The organism is Flavitalea sp. (assembly GCF_035489435.1).
In the GTDB taxonomy this organism is placed as follows: Bacteria; Bacteroidota; Bacteroidia; order Chitinophagales; family Chitinophagaceae; genus DATHKG01.
Genome location: NZ_DATHKG010000165.1, coordinates 105,229 through 125,525, shown reverse-complemented (window position 1 = coordinate 125,525; position 20,297 = coordinate 105,229). Strand labels below are relative to the sequence as shown.

Sequence of the window (20,297 nt, the reverse complement as noted above, 5' to 3'; positions counted from 1 at the left end):
GAAAGCTGATGACAAAATATTTTTTACTGTTGGTGTGTATCGGAAGTTTTTTCACGGCTGGCTATTCGCAGGCGGTGCCTGAAAAATTTATTCCGAAAAAAAATCCTCCAAGAGAAGTTGCCAAACCTATTCCAAATACGGTTCCCAAAGTTTCGGCAAAAACTACAAGGAATACGCAACGTCCGAAGGAAGATGCTCCAAAGCCGCAATCAGTAAAGGTTGACCAAAAACTGGAAATTATCTTTTCGGCTACAGAAGATTGTTTGCTTGAAATTGATGGTAAGTGGTTTGGTACACTGGTAAAGGATGAACCGAAAATAATACCACTTGATTTTGGCCAGCACAAATTGCTCGCGCAAAGTAAAAATACCAGGGAGCTTTATAACACAACCATTACTATTCTTGGCAATAACCAGGTAGTCAACATTCCGATGTCTGGTTTAGGTCCCGCCGTGGAAGGTTTGGAAGATAGCCTTGCATTTACTGCCGTTGCTAATGTGCAGCCAACTGTTTTTGATACTATCAAAATTGATAAGGCAGATATTTCTGAACCCGTGCCGGTTTATGTTAGCCGTAACACTATTTTACTTACAATAAGTGACCTGTCGGCCAATATGGTAGCACTTTCAGGTGGGAAATATAAAAAAGACGACCCTAAAACATCGTCAGGAAAAAAGTCGAAAGATTCTGTGATGGTTGCGCCATTTTCACTGGGCAGGTTTGAAGTGACACAGCTACAATGGCAACAGGTTATGGGCTATAACCACAGTGAGAACAAAAATTGCAGTGACTGTCCTGTTGAGAATGTAAGCTGGCACGAGATTGAGGATTTTATCCGGATCCTGAATGAGACTTCTGATGTGAAATTCCGGCTGCCAACCAATGCGGAATGGGATTATGCAGTAAGGCAGGACATTCGTGAATATATTGACAAAAGAGGTGGCCCGAAGTATGGAGACAACGTAGCCTGGAATGAGAACAATGCCCAACGCAAAACACATTCTGTTGGAACGAGGATACCACACAGGTCTGGCGCTTATGATCTCATGGGGAATGTTGCAGAATGGTGTGCCGACTGGTACGATTTGGAATACCTTAAAAGCAATAAGAACCTGGTAAATCCTTCCGGTCCGCCGACGGGAACAAGGAAAATAGTACGTGGCGGCACTTATGCCAATAAAGATTTTGTGGCATTACATGATCTTGATCCAAAAGAAAAAGAAAAATATATCGGTTTCAGATTGGTGCAGTATTAATGTTTCTTACTGCAAACGAATTCGTGTTTAAAAATTTTACGTATAGTATTAGTAAATCCATCCTGTTAAGCAACCGCGCGACTTAGATCCAAATTTTATATAGATAAACCGCATTGCCGGAGTCAGATCCGGCAAAATCCATCCTTTTATATGTTTCTTCTTCATCAAAAAATAAAAGATGATAGAATTAACATTAATCGACCCAAACTAACAAAATTTTCATGCGGGATTACATAAAGTGTTGCTTGTCTAAACTTCTTTTTACATTTCTCTTCCTTGCGGGAGTAACTTCCGGTTATACACAGGTGAGCCCCTCCAGTGATTGGACCTGGGCTGATGGCGAATCCCAGCCGAATAAGCCTGGGGTTTATGGTGCAAAAGGAATAGCAGCTGCGGGAAATAAACCCGGAGCGCGCAATGCTGCCGGAAAATGGACCGACGCAGCCGGCAATTTTTGGTTATTTGGCGGGCATGGAATTGATGGCACAGGTGCAAGTGGTTATCTCAATGATTTATGGAAATACAATCCGTTGACCGGTCTCTGGACCTGGGTTGGTGGTGAAAATACGGTCACTGAAACTAATGGAACTTTTGGAAGCATAGGCGTGCCGGGTCCTGGTAACTGGCCGGGATCAAGGGATAGCAGGACATTAAGCTGGAAGGACGAAACCGGTAATTTCTGGTTATTTGGTGGGTATAAAGTAATGGGTGGCGCCAACCAGGCGCTGAGTGATTTATGGAAATACGATCCTGGAACTTCAATGTGGACCTGGGTATCTGGCTCCCAAACTGCTAATACAGCCGCAGTTTTTGGGACTTTAGGTGTTCCGGCAGCTGCAAATACTCCCGGCGGAAAACATTCGTCGGTTGGTTGGTCTGATGGAAATGGAAACCTTTGGCTTTATGGCGGTGTTGGTCCGGGAGATGCTTCCTATCAAAATGATCTCTGGAAATTTAATTTATCATCAAAGCAATGGAGCTGGGAAGGCGGTGATCAGGATTTAAGGACTGTGCCTGTTTATAATTTAATAGCTGGAATAAATATTCCACCTGGAAATCCGGGAGGCAGATTTGGCGCTACTGCATGGACGGGTTCAAACGGTGATCTCTGGATGTATGGTGGCAATGTTGTGTTTACACCGATGGGGTCGGGACAAGTAGGCAGTGATTTATGGAAATATGATATAAGTGCAAAAACATGGACCTGGATGAGCGGGTCTAAGGTTGCCGATGCTCCTACTACATACGGCTTGTTAGGTATCGAAGCGCTAGGAAGTCATCCTGGAAACCGGAAGAATGCAAATAGCTGGGTTGTTGGCAATACCCTTTATTTATACGGTGGTTTAGACAGTGATGATGGTCGGTACAGTGATTTGTGGCGATATAATATTATTGGGGGCTTTTGGTCCTGGATAAGTGGGGATAAGGGATTTGACCAGGCGTCGGTACACGTAACGAAAGGAATATCGTCACCTTCAACCAAGCCCGGCAACAGGTCCAAAGTAACGACCTGGGTCGATAACAATGGAAATCTATGGATGTTTGGCGGGTCTGCAACGGTGGGCGGAACGGACGTCCAATTTAATGACATGATGACTTATGGGGCCTTGGATTGTACACCACCGGTTGGTACTATAACACCTGCTGCAGTGGATACTTGTTTTGGTAGTTCGGTTTTGTTACACGCCACAAAAGATTATACCTATCAATGGTATAAAGATGGATCTCCCATTGCAGGGGCTACTGATTCTCTTTATTCTGCAACAGCTTCCGGCGTTTATACTGTAATGCTTAACCCTGGTGTTGTATGTGCGGCATTGGCAGCTAACTCAGCAACTGTTACAATTAATCCGGAAGTAGCGTTTACAGCTGCGACTACGCAACCAAATTGCACAATACCGACCGGTAGTATAACGGTTACGGCTAGTGGTGGATCAGGAACTGGTTTTACATATTCGATTGATAATGGGGTTAACTGGCAATCACCGAATGTATTTACAGGCCTCGTTCCTGGTAGTTACCAGGTTATCGTGCGAGATGACAATCTCTGTCTGAGTACGATGCAGGCGATTATAGTTGCCCCTGTTCCTCCCCCGGTCACTTCAACCATAACCAGTCAAACAAATATATCTTGCGTTGGAGGTAACACAGGTGAAGTAATAGTAACAGGTGGTGGTGGAACCGGGCCATATACTTACCAGTTGGATGGTGCCGGTGCGTTTGTAAGCTCCGGAACATTTACCAACCTGGCTGTCGGACCACATACCGTTATCGTAAAAGATGCAAATGGTTGTACAAACACGGCTGACGTAACCATAACGCAAATCGCCAATACCGTTGGCGGAACAACAACCCACACCGATGTTACCTGCGCCGGACCAAATACCGGCTCAATAACAGTTACTGGTAGTGGTGGCACTGCACCATATCAATATAGTATTGGCGCCGGAGCTTATCAAACCGGAGCATCATTCCCGGGCCTCGCAGCAGGCACTTATGATGTTCATGTCCGTGATGTAAATCTTTGTATCAAGGATCTAAGCGTTGCGATTGCAGCAGCTGTAAATACTGTTGATGGAACAACCACACATACCGATGTTACCTGCACCGGACCAAATACCGGTTCAATAACAGTTACCGGTAGTGGTGGCACTGCACCATATCAATATAGTATTGGTGCGGGAACTTATCAAACAGGCACATCATTCCCGGGCCTCGCAGCAGGCACTTATGATGTTCATGTCCGTGATGTAAATCTTTGTATCAAGGATTTAAGTGTTACGATTGCAGCAGCTGTAAATACTGTTTCATCCAACATTACCAGTCAAACAAATGTATCATGCGTTGGAGGTAACACAGGTGAAGTAATAGTAACAGGTGGTGGCGGAACAGGACCTTATACTTACCAGTTGGATGGTGCCGGTGCGTTTGTAAGCTCCGGAACATTTACAAACCTGGCTGTCGGACCACATACCGTTATTGTAAGAGATGCAAATGGTTGTACAAACACAGCTAACATAACCATCACCCAGTTAGCCAATACCGTTGGCGGAACAACGACCCATACAGATGTTACCTGTGCCGGACCTAATACCGGTTCAATAACAGTTACCGGTAGTGGTGGTACTGCACCATATCAATACAGCATTGGCGCCGGGGCTTATCAAACAGGCACATCATTCCCGGGCCTCGCAGCAGGCACTTATGATGTTCATGTCCGTGATGCAAACCTTTGTATCAAGGATTTAAGTGTTACGATTGCAACAGCTGTAAATACTGTTTCATCCAACATTACCAGTCAAACAAATATATCATGCGCTGGTGGTAACACCGGTGCTGTAACTGTTGCAGGCGGTGGCGGAACAGGACCTTATACTTACCAGTTGGATGGTGCGGGTGCGTTTGTAAGCTCCGGAACATTTACCAACCTGGCTGTCGGACCACATACCGTTATTGTAAGAGATGCAAATGGTTGTACAAACACAGCTAATGTAACCATAACGCAAATCGCCAATACCGTTGGCGGAACGACGATCCATACAGATGTTACCTGTGCCGGACCAAATACCGGTTCAATAACAGTTACCGGTAGTGGTGGCACTGCACCATATCAATATAGTATTGGTGCGGGGGCTTATCAAACAGGCGCATCGTTCCCGGGACTTGCAGCAGGCACTTATGATGTTCATGTCCGTGATGTAAATCTTTGCATCAAGGATTTAAGTGTTACGATTGCAGCAGCTGTAAATACTGTTACATCCAACATTACCAGTCAAACAAATGTATCATGCGCTGGTGGTAACACCGGTGCTGTAACTGTTGCAGGCGGTGGTGGAACAGGACCTTATACTTACCAGTTGGATGGTGCGGGTGCGTTTGTAAGCTCCGGAACATTTACAAACCTGGCTGTCGGACCACATACCGTTATCGTAAAAGATGCAAATGGTTGTACAAACACGGCTAATGTAACCATAACGCAAATCGCCAATACCGTTGGCGGAACAACGACCCATACAGATGTTACCTGTGCCGGACCAAATACCGGTTCAATAACAGTTACCGGTAGTGGTGGCACTGCACCATATCAATACAGTATTGGCGCCGGAGCTTATCAAACAGGCGCATCGTTCCCGGGACTTGCAGCAGGCACTTATGATGTTCATGTCCGTGATGCAAACCTTTGTATCAAGGATCTAAGTGTTACAATTGCGGCAGCAGTAAATACAGTATCAGTTTCCCTGGTTTCCAAAACGGATGTTGCATGCGCTGGCAATACAGGTACCATCACAGTTGCGGGTGCGGGTGGAACAGGTCCATTTACTTATCAACTTGGTATAGGCGCTTTCCAGAATTCAGCATCATTCAGCAATCTTGCTGCTGGCAACTATACTATAACTGCAAAAGATGCTGCTGGTTGTACAAATACTGTAAACGTAACGATTGCACAGCTGAACAATACGGTCAGCGCGATATTCAGTGCACATACTAATCTCACCTGTGCACCTGGCAGCACCGGCTCATTCACAGTATCTGGTACTGGTGGTACCGCACCATATAATTATCGGTTTGGAACAGGCATTTATCAACCTAACGGAACATTCTCCGGGCTTGCAGCTGGCATTTATACTGTAAGCGTACGTGATGTAAACAGTTGTACAAAAGATACCAGTATAACGATAACACAATCACCAAATACAGTAACTGCAGCGGTGTTATCAAAAACTGATATTCCTTGCGTTGGTGGCACAGGTTCCGTAACAGTTGCAGGAAGCGGCGGAACAGCACCATATGAATACAGGATAGGAACCGGTTTATTCCAGCCGGGCGGTGAATTCACAGGTCTCCCTGCTGGCAGCTATACGATTAGCGTAAGAGATGCCGTTGGTTGTATAACCAATATTCCTCCTGTTATTATTGCCCAACTGGCAACTACCCTGACAGCAATTGTCGGATCTAAAACAGATATTCCTTGTACCGGTGGAACGGGTTCAGTAACTATAACTGCCGGGGGCGGTACTGCACCTTATAATTATAAAATTGGCACAGGTGCTTACCAGGCAAGTGCAACATTTACTGATCTTCCGGCAGGAAATTACCTGATAACAGTTCAGGATGCACTTGGCTGTACCCGGGATTTAAACGTTAGTATCGTCGCTTTGCCAAATACAGTCATTCCAACATTAATTGCAAGAACTGATGTACCATGTTCGGGTGGTAATCTTGGTTCACTGAGTGTAAGCGGAAGTGGTGGTACAGCACCATATCAATATAAACTTGATAATGGCTTGTATCAGCCAACCGGAGTCTTTACAGGGCTGGCAAGTGGCAGTTATACAGTTACCGTCAGAGATGTTAACGGATGCACCCGTGATATCGCAGTGACCATAGCCCAGGTAGCAAACACGGTAACGGCTGCAATAGCTTCAAAAGTTGATGTCCCTTGCGCAGGAGGTCCGGGTTCTGTAACAATTACCGGCGGCGGTGGCAATCCACCATACACATATAAACTTGGCGCGGGAGCATTTCAGAACAGTCCAACATTCAACAATCTTGTAGCAGGTGATTATATCGCAACTGTCAGAGATGCTAATGGCTGCACCAGAGATGTTACGGTTACAATCATACAGACAAACAATACTGTTACCGCTACAGTTACTTCCAACACGGAGATTCCCTGCACAGGGGGAACAGGATCTGTAACTGTTGCAGGCGGCGGTGGTACAGCTCCATACCTGTTTAGTATAGGAGGGGCACCTTACCAGGCTAGCGGTGTATTCAGCAGTCTTGCTACCGGTAGTTATACCATTAGTGTGAAAGATGCCAATGGATGTACAAAAGATATTGCTGTAATAATTGCACAGGCGACCAATACTGTTACGGCCACCCTGGTGTCAAAAACTGACGTACCATGCTCTGGTGGCAATATCGGTGCTTTAACCGTTGCCGGTGGTGGTGGTACAGCTCCTTATACATATAAAACAGGTAATGGTGCATTCCAGGCCAGCGGTATTTTCAATAATCTTGTTGTGGGTGCTCATGTAATAACAGTAAGAGATGCCAGCGGTTGCACAAAAGATTTAACTGTAAACATTGCCCAGCTCAATAATACTGTAGATGCAACAGTAGTAGCGAGAAGGGATGTGCCTTGTTCAGGTGGAAGCACTGGTTTTGTAACAGTTGCTGGAAGTGGCGGCACTCCACCATACGAATATAAATTAGGTACAGCTCAGTATAGAGCCAGTGGTGTATTTATTGGCTTGTCTGCAGGCAGCTATACAATTACTGTGAGAGATGCAGCCGGTTGTACCAAGGACCTTATTGTTACCATTGCCCAGTTAAACAATACAGTTACTGCTACCCTTGCATCTAAGACAGATATCTCCTGCTTAGGTGGCAGCACTGGTTCAATAACTATTACCGGCGGTGGTGGTACAGGTCCATACGAATACAAAATTGGTACAGGTCAATATGGCGCAAACCCGACCTTCAGTAATTTACCTGCAGGAAACTACATAGTATCAGTTCAGGATATAGAAGGTTGTTCAAGAGATCTGCCAGTAACTATAGTGCAGTTAGCCAATTCTATTGTCGCCACTATTAATTCAAAAACTGATATTCCATGCGCTGGTGGCAATGTTGGTTCTGTAACCGTTACCGGTAGTGGTGGTTCAGCACCTTATGCCTATAAGTTGGGCAGTGGACAGTTTGGAGCAGTATCTACCTTTAATAACCTTCCGGCTGGTGAACATATAATCACCGTCAGAGATGCAACAGGTTGTTCGAGAGATACAACTGTAACCATCGTGCAACTGGCAAATACTGTAACGGCCACCCTTAGTTCCAAAGTTGATATTCCATGTTCAGGCGGTACTGGTGCAATTACAGTAGCAGCCACAGGTGGAACAGCACCTTATGAATATAAGTTGGGTAGCGGCTTGTACCAGGCAAGTGGCGTGTTCACCGGCTTAGGGGCAGGCTCTTACACAGTCACGGTAAGAGATGCAGGTGGTTGTACAAAAGATATAACATCAGTCATTACGCAGATCCCCAATACAGTTACAGCTGTTCTTGGTTCCAAAACGGATATTGGATGTGCAACAGGCAATATCGGTTCTATAACTGTGACCGCTGGTGGTGGAACTGCCCCTTATGAATACAAACTCGGCAGCGGACAGTTTGTATCGTCGCCTACATTTAATAACCTGCCGGCAGGTAACCATATCATCACAGTAAGGGACGCTGTAGGCTGTACAAAAGACCTGGCCGTAACACTCACACAAATAAATAATACTGTTACCGCGACCATCGTATCAAAAACAAATATTCCCTGCACAGGTGGCAACACCGGTTCAGTAACCGTTGCAGGCGGCGGTGGTTCTGCACCATTTACATATAAACTGGGAACCGGAACTTATCAGGCCAGCGGTACATTCGACGGACTTGGAGCTGGCACTTATGTGATAACTGTAAAAAATGCCCTTGGCTGCACTAAAGATACATCTGTAGAGATTACGCAGGCGAATAATACCATTGTAGCATCTGTGGGCAGTAAAACAGATGTGCCATGTTCAGGTGGAAATGTTGGATCTGTTACTATTACAGCATCGGGCGGAACAGCTCCATTGACTTATAAAATTGGTACTGGCCAATATCAGTCATCTGCAACATTCAATAATCTTGCTGGTGGTGATTATATAGTTACTGTAAAAGACGCAGCTGGTTGTACAAGTGATGTGCCCGTAACCATTGCCCAGGCAGACAATACGGTCAAAGCTTCAGTAACCACTAAAACTGATGTGGCATGTTCCGGTGGTAATGTTGGTTCAGTAACTATTGCAGCAGCGGGTGGTACAGCACCATTTACCTATAAATTAGGTACCGGCCAATACCAATCCAGCGGAACTTTCAATGAGCTTGCTGCCGGTGAATACATTGCTACAGCGAAAGATGCAATTGGTTGTACAAATGATGTAAAGGTAATTATCGGGCAGTTGAATAATACATTAACCGCCACGATAGGAACAAAAACGGATGTTCCTTGCTCAGGCGGCAGCGGCTCTGTAACAATCACTGCTGGTGGTGGCACAGCTCCATATACTTACAAGCTTGGCAACGGCCAATATAGCTCATCTGCTACCTTCAATAATCTCCCAGGCGGTAACTATACAGTGACTGTCAAAGATGTTGCTGGTTGTACCAAAGACGTTACTGTAAATATTGCTTCTCCTGCAGGAACACCTGGAAGCATCACTCCTGCTATTGTTGATCCGATCTGTGCAGGAACAAGCCAGGTGCTGACCGCTTCGGATGGGGTATCATACCAGTGGTTCCGTAATGATACACTCATTACCGGTGCTACAGGTAAAACATATTCAGCTACAGAATCTGCAAAGTATAGCGTTACGATTAACAATGGTGCATGCAGCATAAAAGCAAGCAACACAGTTAGCCTCACGGTAAACTCTTGTGTTGAAACAGTCATATTTGTGCCAAAGGCCTTTACACCAAATAACAATAATACAAATGATAAGCTCAGCCCTAAGTTCATCAACGTGAAACAATTCAGATACTTTAAAGTGTATAACAGATGGGGACAAATGGTTTACCAGACAACTCTGCTTGGCGAAGGATGGGAAGGTACATTCAAGGGAGTCCGTCAACCAATGGAGACTTATAGCTGGATACTTGAATGCGTTGATAATAATGGAAAGACAATAAGGACAAGTGGTAAAACAGTCTTAATACGATAAACTTAAAACATGAAACATTATTTAAGTTTTCTAAGCATCGTACTATTAATTTCTGCAGGAGCAAGTGGACAATCATATCACTTCTCACAGTTCTTTAGTACACCCCTTCTTACAAACCCCGCAAATACCGGGGTGATGGAAGGGCCTTACAGGTTGGCATCTAATTTCAGGGCGCAGGGGCTTTCCGGTGGCAGCCCATACCTGACCGGGTATATATCGGCAGACATAAGCCCGTTTAAATCCAAACTTACTGACGGCCATAAGGCTGGGATAGGCCTGTACGTTATGAATGACCAGGCATTAAATGGAGCGCTTATTACAAATGCAGTGGGTTTCAGTGCAGCTTATAATGTTGGATTGGATGCGGATAAAGTGCATAGCCTGGGACTTGGCTTCCAGGGTACTTATCATCAACGTGAACTTGATTTTAATAAACTGTCTTTTGATTCTCAATTCGGAGGAACAGGTTATAACCCGGCTCTACCAATCGGTGAGAGTTTCCAATATTTCAGGAGAAACTATTTTGATCTTAACACAGGCCTTCTATATAGGGCACAAGGTGAAAACGTTTCATTTTTTGCTGGTGCTTCGGCTTATAACATTCTTAAGCATGAGGATAATGTGTTTGTTGATGAATTTAAAATGCCGACAAGATTTGTGTTGCAGGGCGGTGCCCAGTTTCACTCAGGTACAACCGGCACAATTTATACTTCGTTTACTTATATGCAACAGGCAAAGGCCAGTTCAACAACACTTGGTGTGGCTTATGGAATACAATTAAATGAAGGTGAACAAAACAATATCAGGTTTGGCGCCTGGTACCGTTTGAACGACGCCTTAATCCCCTATGTTGGCTTCCACAAAAATGGTTTCCAGGTGGGTTTTACCTATGACTACACAACTTCTTCGAAAAAAACGGGGGCTGAGGTGAGAAACGGGTATGAGCTTACCTTGATGTTTACTGCTCCCAATAAAAACGAACTTAAAGAAGCTCTACCCTGGTATTAATCTTAATTTTGATACTAAGGTGACAGAATGAGAACTGTTCAATAGAGATTGTCGCAAATCACCCCCAGTTTTGGCGTAACACAACAGGTTGTGAATTCAATAACTCACCTATTTTTGAGTTGACAAAAAACTAAAAATAAAATTATGAAACGCTCAAAACTACTCTACTGGATCTTTACCATTCTTTTCGCTGGATTTATGATATGGTCCGGCATACCTGGAATTGAGCCATCTAAACAGTCGGTAGATTTTTTGAACGGATATCTTGGTTACCCGATCTATTTTATCCAGTTTATAAGTTTGGCAAAGGTGGTAGGTGGAATAACTATATTGATTCCGGGATTTGCTAAGGCAAAGGAATGGGCTTATGCAGGCTTATTTTTCGACCTGACCGGCGCTATCTATTCTATTATAGCTGTTGCGAAAAAAGTAGATCCTGGTGTAGCATTTATTTTACTGCCGATTTTGCTTGGAGTACTTTCATATGTTTTCTGGAAAAAACTGGCGCCTAAGAATCCTGAATTAAGGCAGACAACGATGGCATAATCCGGGATCTTCATCTTGTTATGGGTCCGTCCCGGTCCGGGTCAAATATTCGCTTCTGTGTGTTGATCGACGGAGTTTCACCAGGACCGTCGCATGGCGTCGACATCAATGAACAGGGCTATGGCATGCTGAGCGATCAAAGACTTTACCAGTTGATCAGGCAAACAGGGCCAATCAATGACCGGTTGTTTACCATCGAATTTTTGGGATCCGGCGTCGAAGCATTTGCATTTACTTTCGGATAAAAAACTAATCGACCATAATCGACTCATTACTAAAAACCCATCATTCCACCCGTCACTCATAACCCAACTCACCACTCAATACTCAATCTTTCGGTTTAAGAAAAAAGATATGTGCTTTGAAAGCGAAGATTCGTCTTCCACTGTTACATTAACAAGTCTGAACTTCTCCTCGCCTTTCATCATCCGGAAACGCCAGTCCACCTGATCAATCGTTGTTGTTTTACCATTACTATACCACCATGCTGTAAATAGCTCCTCACCGGGTCTTGCCAGCCTGCCTATATAAACCTCTTTTCCATTTACCATGGATTTCCTGACACCTTTAAATGAAAAACCTTCACCTCGCCAACATATTAAAGGAGTATGTTCACCTGAAAAAAATTCCGGTATGGGTTTGATGTAAACCAGGACTTCTTTATTAAATAATTTTGTTATCCCGTCATTAAGTGCAGCAGACTCATAACCTGGAACGACAAATGAAACTTGTTCAGATGGTAAAACATGTTTCGGCTTTATGTGAATATAGATGCCAAGCGACATAATTATTAAAGAGCAAATCAACAGGCATAGTTGCTTAAAAGGATTTAGAAAATGTTGACTATTAACAGGCTCGATCTCCTTTGCGGATTTATTGATCATCCAGGAACTGAAAAAAAAGATTGGCACCATTATGTAACAAACAAAACAAAGTATTCCCACGATTTCATGCATAGGATTTTCGGGTCCGATTTTTAGTGCCACGAGTAAAATTATCCTTAACAGATTGCATACCATATTCAATATAAAGACTCCAAAGAAAAACAAGGAAATTTTGATAAATGAAAGTCGCCTCTCCTGCCTCCTGTATCGAAAGGATATGGCAAAAACAGCCATTAGCATGGAAGTTGAAAGCATATTCAAACCCATGCATGCTTCATCAACAGAAAAAGCAGAACCATTCAGCACCATCATGTTTCCTTCTACGGCCAAGTTAAGTCCGGCGGTTGAAAGAATGTTTCCGGCAAGCGAACTTAACCCAAGACGGATCGGAAAACCCATAATTGCTATAACCTGGTGGAAAAAAGGTGACATAAACAGGAAGAGGAATAAGATTATCCTATCACATCTTCCTATATACAGCTCAGTCAAAACCAGTAAATAGAATGTCAGCGCAAAAAAATAAAATATTTTCACCTGGTACTTATAGGCAACAGCACAGAATAACAACATTGCTATAAAATAAATAAGGTTAAATCTTTTTGCGCCGCTGCAAAACAATGAAACCGGAACCAATACAAGTCCCATAACAATATTTGTTGAGGATAGATATGATAAAGGAAATGCAAAAGCAGCACCGGTTAATAAAAGAACAATACAAAAAAGAAAATGAAAATTTATCCTTACTATCCCGAACTTCAGTTCCCGGGTTGCAAAGCTTAAAACGTTGATTTGCGGCATAGATTTTTTTTTGAGTAAAAACTGACCTTATTGCAATCATCAGTTTCTGAATTTCAGATAAAAGGCAAATGCGACGAACATAATTATAAGTACCCATTCATGAGGTTCAGGCACTGAACCGGATGATTGCCTGGCGGCATTATTCAAACTATTGCCTTTATCTGCTATACCAAATCGCTTGTAGTCTTCCTGTGTTTCCAGTACGATCAAACTTGAAACCGGCGAGACGATATATGCAGTTGCGGCTTCATCAACCAGGGCTTCATTGACATAATCATCATTGAAATACCCGCTGCTTACTTTCCTCATAATATCATTATAAGCAAACAAACGGGCCAGATGATCGGGTGCATTGCCTGGTACAAGGCTGGTCGAATCCGTCGTCCGGGTTATTATCATCCCGGCTTCATGTAATGCAACAACATTATCCGTTTCCACAGATCCGGGATAGACCTTTGTTTCAAGAATCTTTTTTAAGGCTGCAATATCACCTTCGCAAAACTCCAATCCACGCAATTCAGTTAGTGAAGCAGTATAGGTAGATTTGACTCCATTAATATTGAAGACCTTAACCTTTTTTCCCGAGGCAAAAAATGTACTTACGCCTTTCGCGAATTTACTTTCTTTAATATCGCTCAGGTGTGGTGATAACCGATTTCCCTTGGTCACTACCAGCGACTGTTCGATATCAGTGAGTTTATGATAAGGAAATAATGAAAAGTTGCGTTCCCTCATTGCCGCCGTTAATTTTGACCAGTTTGAATCAGTCAATTTGATAAGCTCTTCATCCAGGGAAACATAAACCTCGTGATTCAAAACCAGTGTTCGCAACTCCCTCAATTCATTTTTATGCCAACTGTTATTGATATCCAGGAATAAGCTGTTTATTTCGACGGTATTCTTACGAGGCTGCAAATCGGCTAATGAATATGAATAGCCATTATTAGTAAACCGGTTTGATTTCAGGACGGTGACAGGATAAGAAAATGTAAAATCCGGATCGTATTTATTTTCTGTTATATAATCACCTTTCGCAGTTTTTTCAAAATTACCTGATTCATCAAATTGCGGCTTCCCACCAATGAAGCGGATGCGCCTGGTTTCGGTTGCATTGGAAGGATCAGGTCCATCAAACAGGATGTTTTTATAAATAACCTGTCCATCCTTAACCTGGAGCGGCGATGTGATGCCAATTTTAAACTTCCTTTCTTCTTTATCCGTACATGGAAAAACCCTGACGGTGACCGTGTTGCCCTCCTGCCAGTGAACTACAGACGGATCCCGGCGTTCCACGCCCACGATTGTTTTATAAGCTTTATCTGCTTTTTGTTTTGAAGTGAGTATGGCCTTTTCTTCCCTTCCATTGATCCAAAGAGAAAGCGAAGTTACTACTGATCCTGGAGGTAAATAGAATGTATAGATACCTTCTTCAGTATTGCCCCACCAACTGCCTCTGAGGCTATTGTTCCTGATGTTCAGGTATTGCTCAGTATATGCAAGCCGCAAATCTGTATAGATGTCAATATCCGAAATGATATAGGAGGTGGTAAGATTGTCTCCGGACCAAAGCCTTTCATTTGCCTGGTGACGGCCATTGGTAATAGATTTTAAAATCTTCACTCTTTCATCATCCGGCAACGAGCTTTTTGACTTGAGACTCGCGATGTAAACAAGTGGATCATGCTTTTTTATTTCATCCCAGGAAACATTTTGTGGCATGAACCACCATTCGTCAAAATCATATTTTGCAGTGGTATATACAAGATCTGTTTTTAATATCCGCTCAGATATCCAGTCGTTTTCGAGCGATTCAGCAACATTCACCCAAACCGGAAGCTCAGTTTCATTGTACATAGCTGATTGATTGCTTATCTTTTCCATTTCAGAGATTCTCGAGTTCCATTCCACCATGAAAGAAATAGCAAGTAAAACAGGAAACAGGAAGCCGGCCATAATTGAATAGTTATTAATGCGATGTTTACGAAAATGGACAAACAAAAAAATGGATGCAATCAACAATGCCAGGGGTACGAAAATATGGCCGCCTATACCCAGGGCAATCATTCCAATTGCGCCGACCGGGTAATAGTTAGCGACATACAGCGCGAGGTATAGATATAGTGCCACTGCGCTCCCCAACAGGAAATGCTGAATATTGTTAACCCATAGTGGTAGCCGGTCGGCATATTCATAGCTCAACAAGGCTGCTGAAGTGAGTAAGATGTAAACACGAAGCCAGTTAACAGAGTTTTCGAACACCGTAATCTCCCTGTTCAATGCAAATGCTGATATCAGGAATAGGTTCAGCAGTATCATGGTTTTATTGATGTTCTCTTTTTTCCAGCTTCTTCTTATCCCGTAAGACCTGTTGAACATGAGAACAAACATATACACCATTGAAATGATATAATGCACGAAAAACAACATGAATAGATTTTCCTTTACCCGGAAGTATTCGCAAATTCCAAATAACAGTAATGAAACAAAAAGAAACAGGTATCCCAATTTTGCAAGCTCAGATACCGGCTCCGGGTTGATCTTTAATGTTTGATGTATTTTACTTTTTAACGGCTCGATGTTAGTTATTGTCTCCATGGTGTGTCAAATATTTAATTATTATAAAGTGCTTTGAACTGCAAAGTGCAAATGCATATGTTTAGATTTCTATTGCTTGATTTTTGCCATATCAACTGTTTAAATAAAGTTATTAATTGACTATGCCGAAGCCATTTACCCCTGTAAGTTGTTCACACATGATCATTTGAGACTTAATTTGAGATTGAAATGCTGCTTATACCGCTTTTTGTGCAGAATCGGGGTTGACTGACCAATTTATTATTCCATAAAGCACTTTGCGCTTCAAAGCTAATGATCTTTTTCTTAGTTCCAAACAAAGTTTGAAAAAATTTCTGCCAGGTTATATACCTGCTACCCCATCATCTTACTTATGTTATTATTTTTAATAACTTACAAAAACCTTGAGTTTTCAATCTATCACACCAATTCTTTATTCTTCTGACGTAGTAGTGAGTATTCGTTACTACACTGATGTATTGGGTTTCAAGGGTAGTTGGACCTGGGATGATCCTGTCGGTTTTGGTGGTGTTGATATGGGAGATGTCCGGATATTTTTTTGCAGGGATGGGCAGGGACACCCCGGAACATGGCTTGCGATAAACGTTGATGATGTAGATGCTTATCATGAACTGATCAGTGCAAAAGGAGCAAAAGTGATAAATCCCCCTGAAAGTTTTGAATGGGGCATGCGTGAAATGCTGGTCGAGGATCCCGATGGTCATAGGATCCGTTTTGGTCATGGCATTTCATTAAGGGGTAAAAGCGAACCACGGATGCCGGATAATATCCAAATCGCTTCCCGCCCTCCTTCTGCAGATGAACTGGAAAAGCTGATTAAATCTGTAGGCTGGGGCCACCCTGCAGGACCGAGACCTGCTACTGGCAATTCCGCCGCTATTGCACATTGCGTTATCGCGAAAAATTACGATAATGCTGAAGTGGTTGGCTGTGCTTTCCTGTTTAGCGACAGCGCCGGTTTTTATTATATCAAAAATGTAATCGTGCATCCTGAGTGGCAAGGGAAACTTATTGGAACAGCGCTGGTAAAAAATATCAATGACTGGTTCGAAGAAAATGCGCCTGATCATTCGACAATTGCGCTTCATACCGGCCCCAACCTTGCCCATTTCTATCGGCGGTTTGGTTTCTCAACTGCTTTCAGCATGCAAAAAAACAAAAGTTCGTAACAAGTAAGTTCAATGTATATTTTCTTTGCTTTAACAGATTTTAATCGATAGTTCAAAAAATGCTGTTCATCGGGAGCATCATTTTCTTAATTTAGCAATCTCAAAATGAGTTAATGAAAAAGGCAAGCATCTTCATCGTTTTTCTATTGTCCATAACAGCCATCGTGGCCCAAAAACCGAATACGCTCACTAAGAAAGAAAAAAAACAAGGCTGGAAACTATTATTCGACGGTAAATCAACCCAGGGTTGGCATACTTATCTGCGTGATACCGTTGGTTCGAAATGGCAGGTAAGAGATGGTGTTATTATTTTCGATACTTCAAAACCCAGGAATGGCGGCGGAGATATGGTGACAAATGAAGCCTTTGAAAACTTTGAATTGCAACTGGAATGGAAGATTTCAAAAGGTGGAAACAGCGGGATCATTTTTGATATCCAGGAAGATCCTAAATATCCTGCGAGCTATCTGACTGGCCCTGAAATGCAGGTTTTGGATAATATATATGCTTCAGACAATAAAAAGCAAACCCATCTTGCGGGATGTTTATATGATCTTGCCGGCGACTCAACAGTTTCGAAACCAAAGCCGGTCGGTGAATTCAATAAGGTCAGGATTGTTCAAAATAAGGGTCATCTTACATTATGGCTCAATGGTATTCAAACTTTTGATGGCCAGATAGGAAGTGATGATTGGAATGCCAGGATTGCTAAAAGTAAATTCGCGGCTAAACCTTTTGCAGACTTTGCAAAAGTGCACGGGGGAAAGATTGCCCTACAGCAACATCCCGGATCCAGTGAATGGAGAAATATTAAAATCAGGTCACTATAGATTCATGGCTTTTTTGGATTAACATGTAACTAACTGCCACAAACTGCGTCAAACGAATTAAATCGTTTGTATGAGAAAAACCTTTCGTGGAACTTTCTTACCGATCGCATTGATCGCTTTTAATATAATCTCTCTTGTTCCTGCGACTTTGCTTGCTCAGCATTCTTTGCCTGATTCTGTAATAAAAAAACTTCAACAGGTTGTTGATAATTTCAGCAAGACCAGTAATTCACCAGGCTTAAGCATCGCAATAGTACATGAACATGATGTTGTTTACAAACAGGCAACCGGTTATACTGATCTCGAAAATAAAGTGGAGACGAAGGTAGATTCAAAGTTTCCGATCATGTCGATTACAAAAACCTTCACAGCCACTATGTTCATGCAACTTGTTGAGAGAGGTGTGATCGGTCTTACAGACGATGTTAAAAAATATATACCGGAATACAAAGTTAAATCACCATATAAAGGAACCGGGCCCACTACCCTTCTCCAGCTTGCGACTCATACATCCGGCCTTCCAAGGAACACACCTGCGGATACGGCTTTTACATTTTCATTTGAAAGATGGATGATTACAGGTGGCGCTGTTCCTGTGAAAGCATTCGCCACAAATAAAGAGGTACTTCACACATTGCAATTTATGCAGCTGGATTATCCACCTTATGATTTTATTCATCAGAATGACCGGCACTATTCAAATCTTGGCTATACGCTTTTAGGTATAGCAATTGAAAGGGCAGCAAAAACCAATTATTCCGATTATGTAACAGATTATATCCTTGCGCCTCTTAAGATGAAAGAGTCAGGATTTTTATCAGATCGGGGTATCGGGCCTCAGCTTGCCAAAGGTTATCGCTTTGATAAAAACAGAAAAAAATTTGATGAGATCCCGTTTTTTGATGTGAATGCTGCAATCTATCCCGGCGGAATATACTCCACTGCCACGGATATGACCAAATATATCATGGCACAGTTCGACAATGATCAATTGCTCAGACCTGATACCCGCGCTATGATGAGGCATCTTAAAATTGCATGGAAGCCCGCTTACCCTTATGTATTGCATGAGGGCGGTTTTCCCGGACATAGAAGCATCCTTGTGTTTAACCCGGAAAGTAAAATCGGATGGGTTATTCTGACAAACAATGGCGATAACGATTTCGGTAAAATAAATGAGCAGTTTGCATCAATTCTATCTGATGCGTTTAAAAAATCCGGTAAGACAGACCTACAGCAATACACTGGAACTTACAGTTTGCCGGGTGGTTATGGTGCCATGGATATCTATCTTAAAAATGATTCGCTTTATTCAACTTATTGCCAGTACCTTCTTCCCGTAACAGCCATGAAAGCTGATGGCCCAAATCGATTCAAAGTTGAAGTGAAAGAAGGCTACAATATAAACTACGAATTCGTTGCTGATAAAGATGGGAAAATTAAAGGACTGAGACTCGGGCAATTTCTTTGGGATAAAGAGTAAAAGATAGGTTATATTTGATAATACCTTAATCTACAACCAATATGACCAACCCCATATATTGGTTTGACACAAAAGTTACTTTCATTCAGGTGTTCCAACCTTAACTAGGTGGAGAGGTGATAAGTTATCCGTTCCAAAAAAAATAAAAAACCGAACGGATGAAAAATATTATTTTCTCACTTAGTGTTTTGTGCCTCCTCATTTCATGTAAAGAAAACAAGCAACCTGTGGAACGAAGATATCCGGGTATGGCTAGCCTGGAATTTAAAGGTGATCCTCACCTTGTGGAAATGTTAAATTATATTATTGATTCGTCAGGGAACCTTGTTCCCGACTCAGTGCATTCAGAACTAGGCGAATGGAAAGAAGGATATTTGCGTTCATATACCGAGGTTGACAGTGGTAAAAAAAATAAGGTTATTGCTTCCTACTCATATTTTGAGAATGGTATGGATAGAAGCATGGGTATAAATCTGAATGGTAAATTGATCGATAGCGGAGAATCAATAATTAATGCAAAGGGTGAACTTATCGCTATCAACCATTATGACTCTACCGGCAAAATCTCTTATTTTTCTACACACAAGCCTCCAAATGAATGCGATGAGTCCACATCCGGTAAATTCTACCGGCCCGATAGTTCCCTGTTGTATGAGTATGTAAAGAGTTTTCAGGAAGGAATCAATGTAAAATTTATATCCATTGATAGTTCAGGCAAAATGGATTATTCATATACTGCGGAGTTGGACGGTGATAATAACGTCATAGAAGCTATTCATGCAACTATTACAAAAGATTCTGTAAAGACCTTCATCAAAAAATATAGTTACAAGGACTACGACCATTTAAAGAACTGGCAACACCGTACAGAATTAAATGCCAGGGGCGTTCCGATAAAAGTAACAAAACGCAAAATAACTTATGCAACAAAGTTGGCTATTTGAAGCATTATCCTTCCTGGGAGAGATGTCGTCAACT

At 42.5% G+C, this 20,297-nt stretch carries 11 protein-coding genes; 9 read left to right on the top strand and 2 right to left on the bottom strand.

The window, feature by feature from the left end; all coding sequences use genetic code 11:
- Positions 1 to 8: 8 nt before the first annotated feature.
- The 5 genes from VK664_RS26260 (at position 9) to VK664_RS26240 (ending at position 11,805) form a co-directional block, all read left to right on the top strand.
- On the top strand, positions 9 to 1,256 hold the full coding sequence (locus VK664_RS26260) for a formylglycine-generating enzyme family protein (protein ID WP_461401694.1): 1,248 nt from the start codon (positions 9 to 11) through the stop codon (positions 1,254 to 1,256).
- A 245-nt stretch (positions 1,257 to 1,501) separates the two neighbouring features.
- Positions 1,502 to 10,006 (top strand): kelch repeat-containing protein, encoded by an 8,505-nt coding sequence (locus tag VK664_RS26255; RefSeq protein ID WP_461401693.1) that lies wholly within the window; start codon positions 1,502 to 1,504, stop codon positions 10,004 to 10,006.
- A 9-nt stretch (positions 10,007 to 10,015) separates the two neighbouring features.
- Positions 10,016 to 11,014: a PorP/SprF family type IX secretion system membrane protein gene (locus tag VK664_RS26250; protein ID WP_461401692.1), complete on the top strand. Its 999-nt coding sequence runs from the start codon at positions 10,016 to 10,018 to the stop codon at positions 11,012 to 11,014.
- A gap of 144 nt (positions 11,015 to 11,158) precedes the next feature.
- Positions 11,159 to 11,560, top strand: coding sequence for a DoxX family protein (locus VK664_RS26245; protein ID WP_461401691.1), 402 nt, complete (start codon positions 11,159 to 11,161; stop codon positions 11,558 to 11,560).
- Complete coding sequence (locus VK664_RS26240; protein WP_461401727.1) at positions 11,536 to 11,805, top strand: hypothetical protein; 270 nt, start codon at positions 11,536 to 11,538, stop codon at positions 11,803 to 11,805. Before VK664_RS26245 ends, VK664_RS26240 begins: the two co-directional genes overlap by 25 nt.
- Positions 11,806 to 11,880: 75 nt before the next feature.
- On the opposite strand, the gene xrtN is transcribed toward VK664_RS26240, so the two are convergent.
- Together xrtN and VK664_RS26230 are read right to left on the bottom strand one after the other, a co-directional pair.
- Positions 11,881 to 13,242 (bottom strand): exosortase N, encoded by a 1,362-nt coding sequence (gene xrtN, locus VK664_RS26235; protein WP_461401690.1) that lies wholly within the window; start codon positions 13,240 to 13,242, stop codon positions 11,881 to 11,883.
- 39 nt (positions 13,243 to 13,281) lie between these two features.
- Positions 13,282 to 15,837, bottom strand: a complete 2,556-nt coding sequence (locus VK664_RS26230; protein WP_461401689.1) for an XrtN system VIT domain-containing protein — start codon at positions 15,835 to 15,837, stop codon at positions 13,282 to 13,284.
- Positions 15,838 to 16,220: 383 nt separating this feature from the next.
- Here VK664_RS26230 and VK664_RS26225 point away from each other — a divergent pair, with 383 nt between their 5' ends.
- From VK664_RS26225 to VK664_RS26210, 4 genes are all read left to right on the top strand, one after another.
- Entirely contained in the window at positions 16,221 to 17,006 is a 786-nt protein-coding gene (locus VK664_RS26225) for a GNAT family N-acetyltransferase (protein ID WP_461401688.1), read from the top strand.
- 113 nt (positions 17,007 to 17,119) lie between these two features.
- Complete coding sequence (locus VK664_RS26220) at positions 17,120 to 17,836, top strand: 3-keto-disaccharide hydrolase (RefSeq protein ID WP_461401687.1); 717 nt, start codon at positions 17,120 to 17,122, stop codon at positions 17,834 to 17,836.
- 70 nt (positions 17,837 to 17,906) lie between these two features.
- The gene (locus VK664_RS26215; protein WP_461401686.1) at positions 17,907 to 19,319 is read left to right on the top strand and encodes a serine hydrolase; all 1,413 of its coding nucleotides are present in this window, start codon (positions 17,907 to 17,909) and stop codon (positions 19,317 to 19,319) included.
- 158 nt (positions 19,320 to 19,477) lie between these two features.
- A complete protein-coding gene (locus VK664_RS26210) occupies positions 19,478 to 20,263 on the top strand; it encodes a hypothetical protein (RefSeq protein WP_461401685.1) in 786 nt (261 codons plus the stop codon).
- Positions 20,264 to 20,297: the final 34 nt, after the last annotated feature.

Coding starts and splice junctions, on each gene's coding strand:
- xrtN (WP_461401690.1), bottom strand. CDS start 13,242: ATGCCGCAAATCAACGTTTTAAGCTTTGCAACCCGGGAACTGAAGTTC.
- VK664_RS26215 (WP_461401686.1), top strand. CDS start 17,907: ATGAGAAAAACCTTTCGTGGAACTTTCTTACCGATCGCATTGATCGCT.
- VK664_RS26210 (WP_461401685.1), top strand. CDS start 19,478: ATGAAAAATATTATTTTCTCACTTAGTGTTTTGTGCCTCCTCATTTCA.
- VK664_RS26250 (WP_461401692.1), top strand. CDS start 10,016: ATGAAACATTATTTAAGTTTTCTAAGCATCGTACTATTAATTTCTGCA.
- VK664_RS26245 (WP_461401691.1), top strand. CDS start 11,159: ATGAAACGCTCAAAACTACTCTACTGGATCTTTACCATTCTTTTCGCT.
- VK664_RS26220 (WP_461401687.1), top strand. CDS start 17,120: ATGAAAAAGGCAAGCATCTTCATCGTTTTTCTATTGTCCATAACAGCC.
- VK664_RS26260 (WP_461401694.1), top strand. CDS start 9: ATGACAAAATATTTTTTACTGTTGGTGTGTATCGGAAGTTTTTTCACG.
- VK664_RS26230 (WP_461401689.1), bottom strand. CDS start 15,837: ATGGAGACAATAACTAACATCGAGCCGTTAAAAAGTAAAATACATCAA.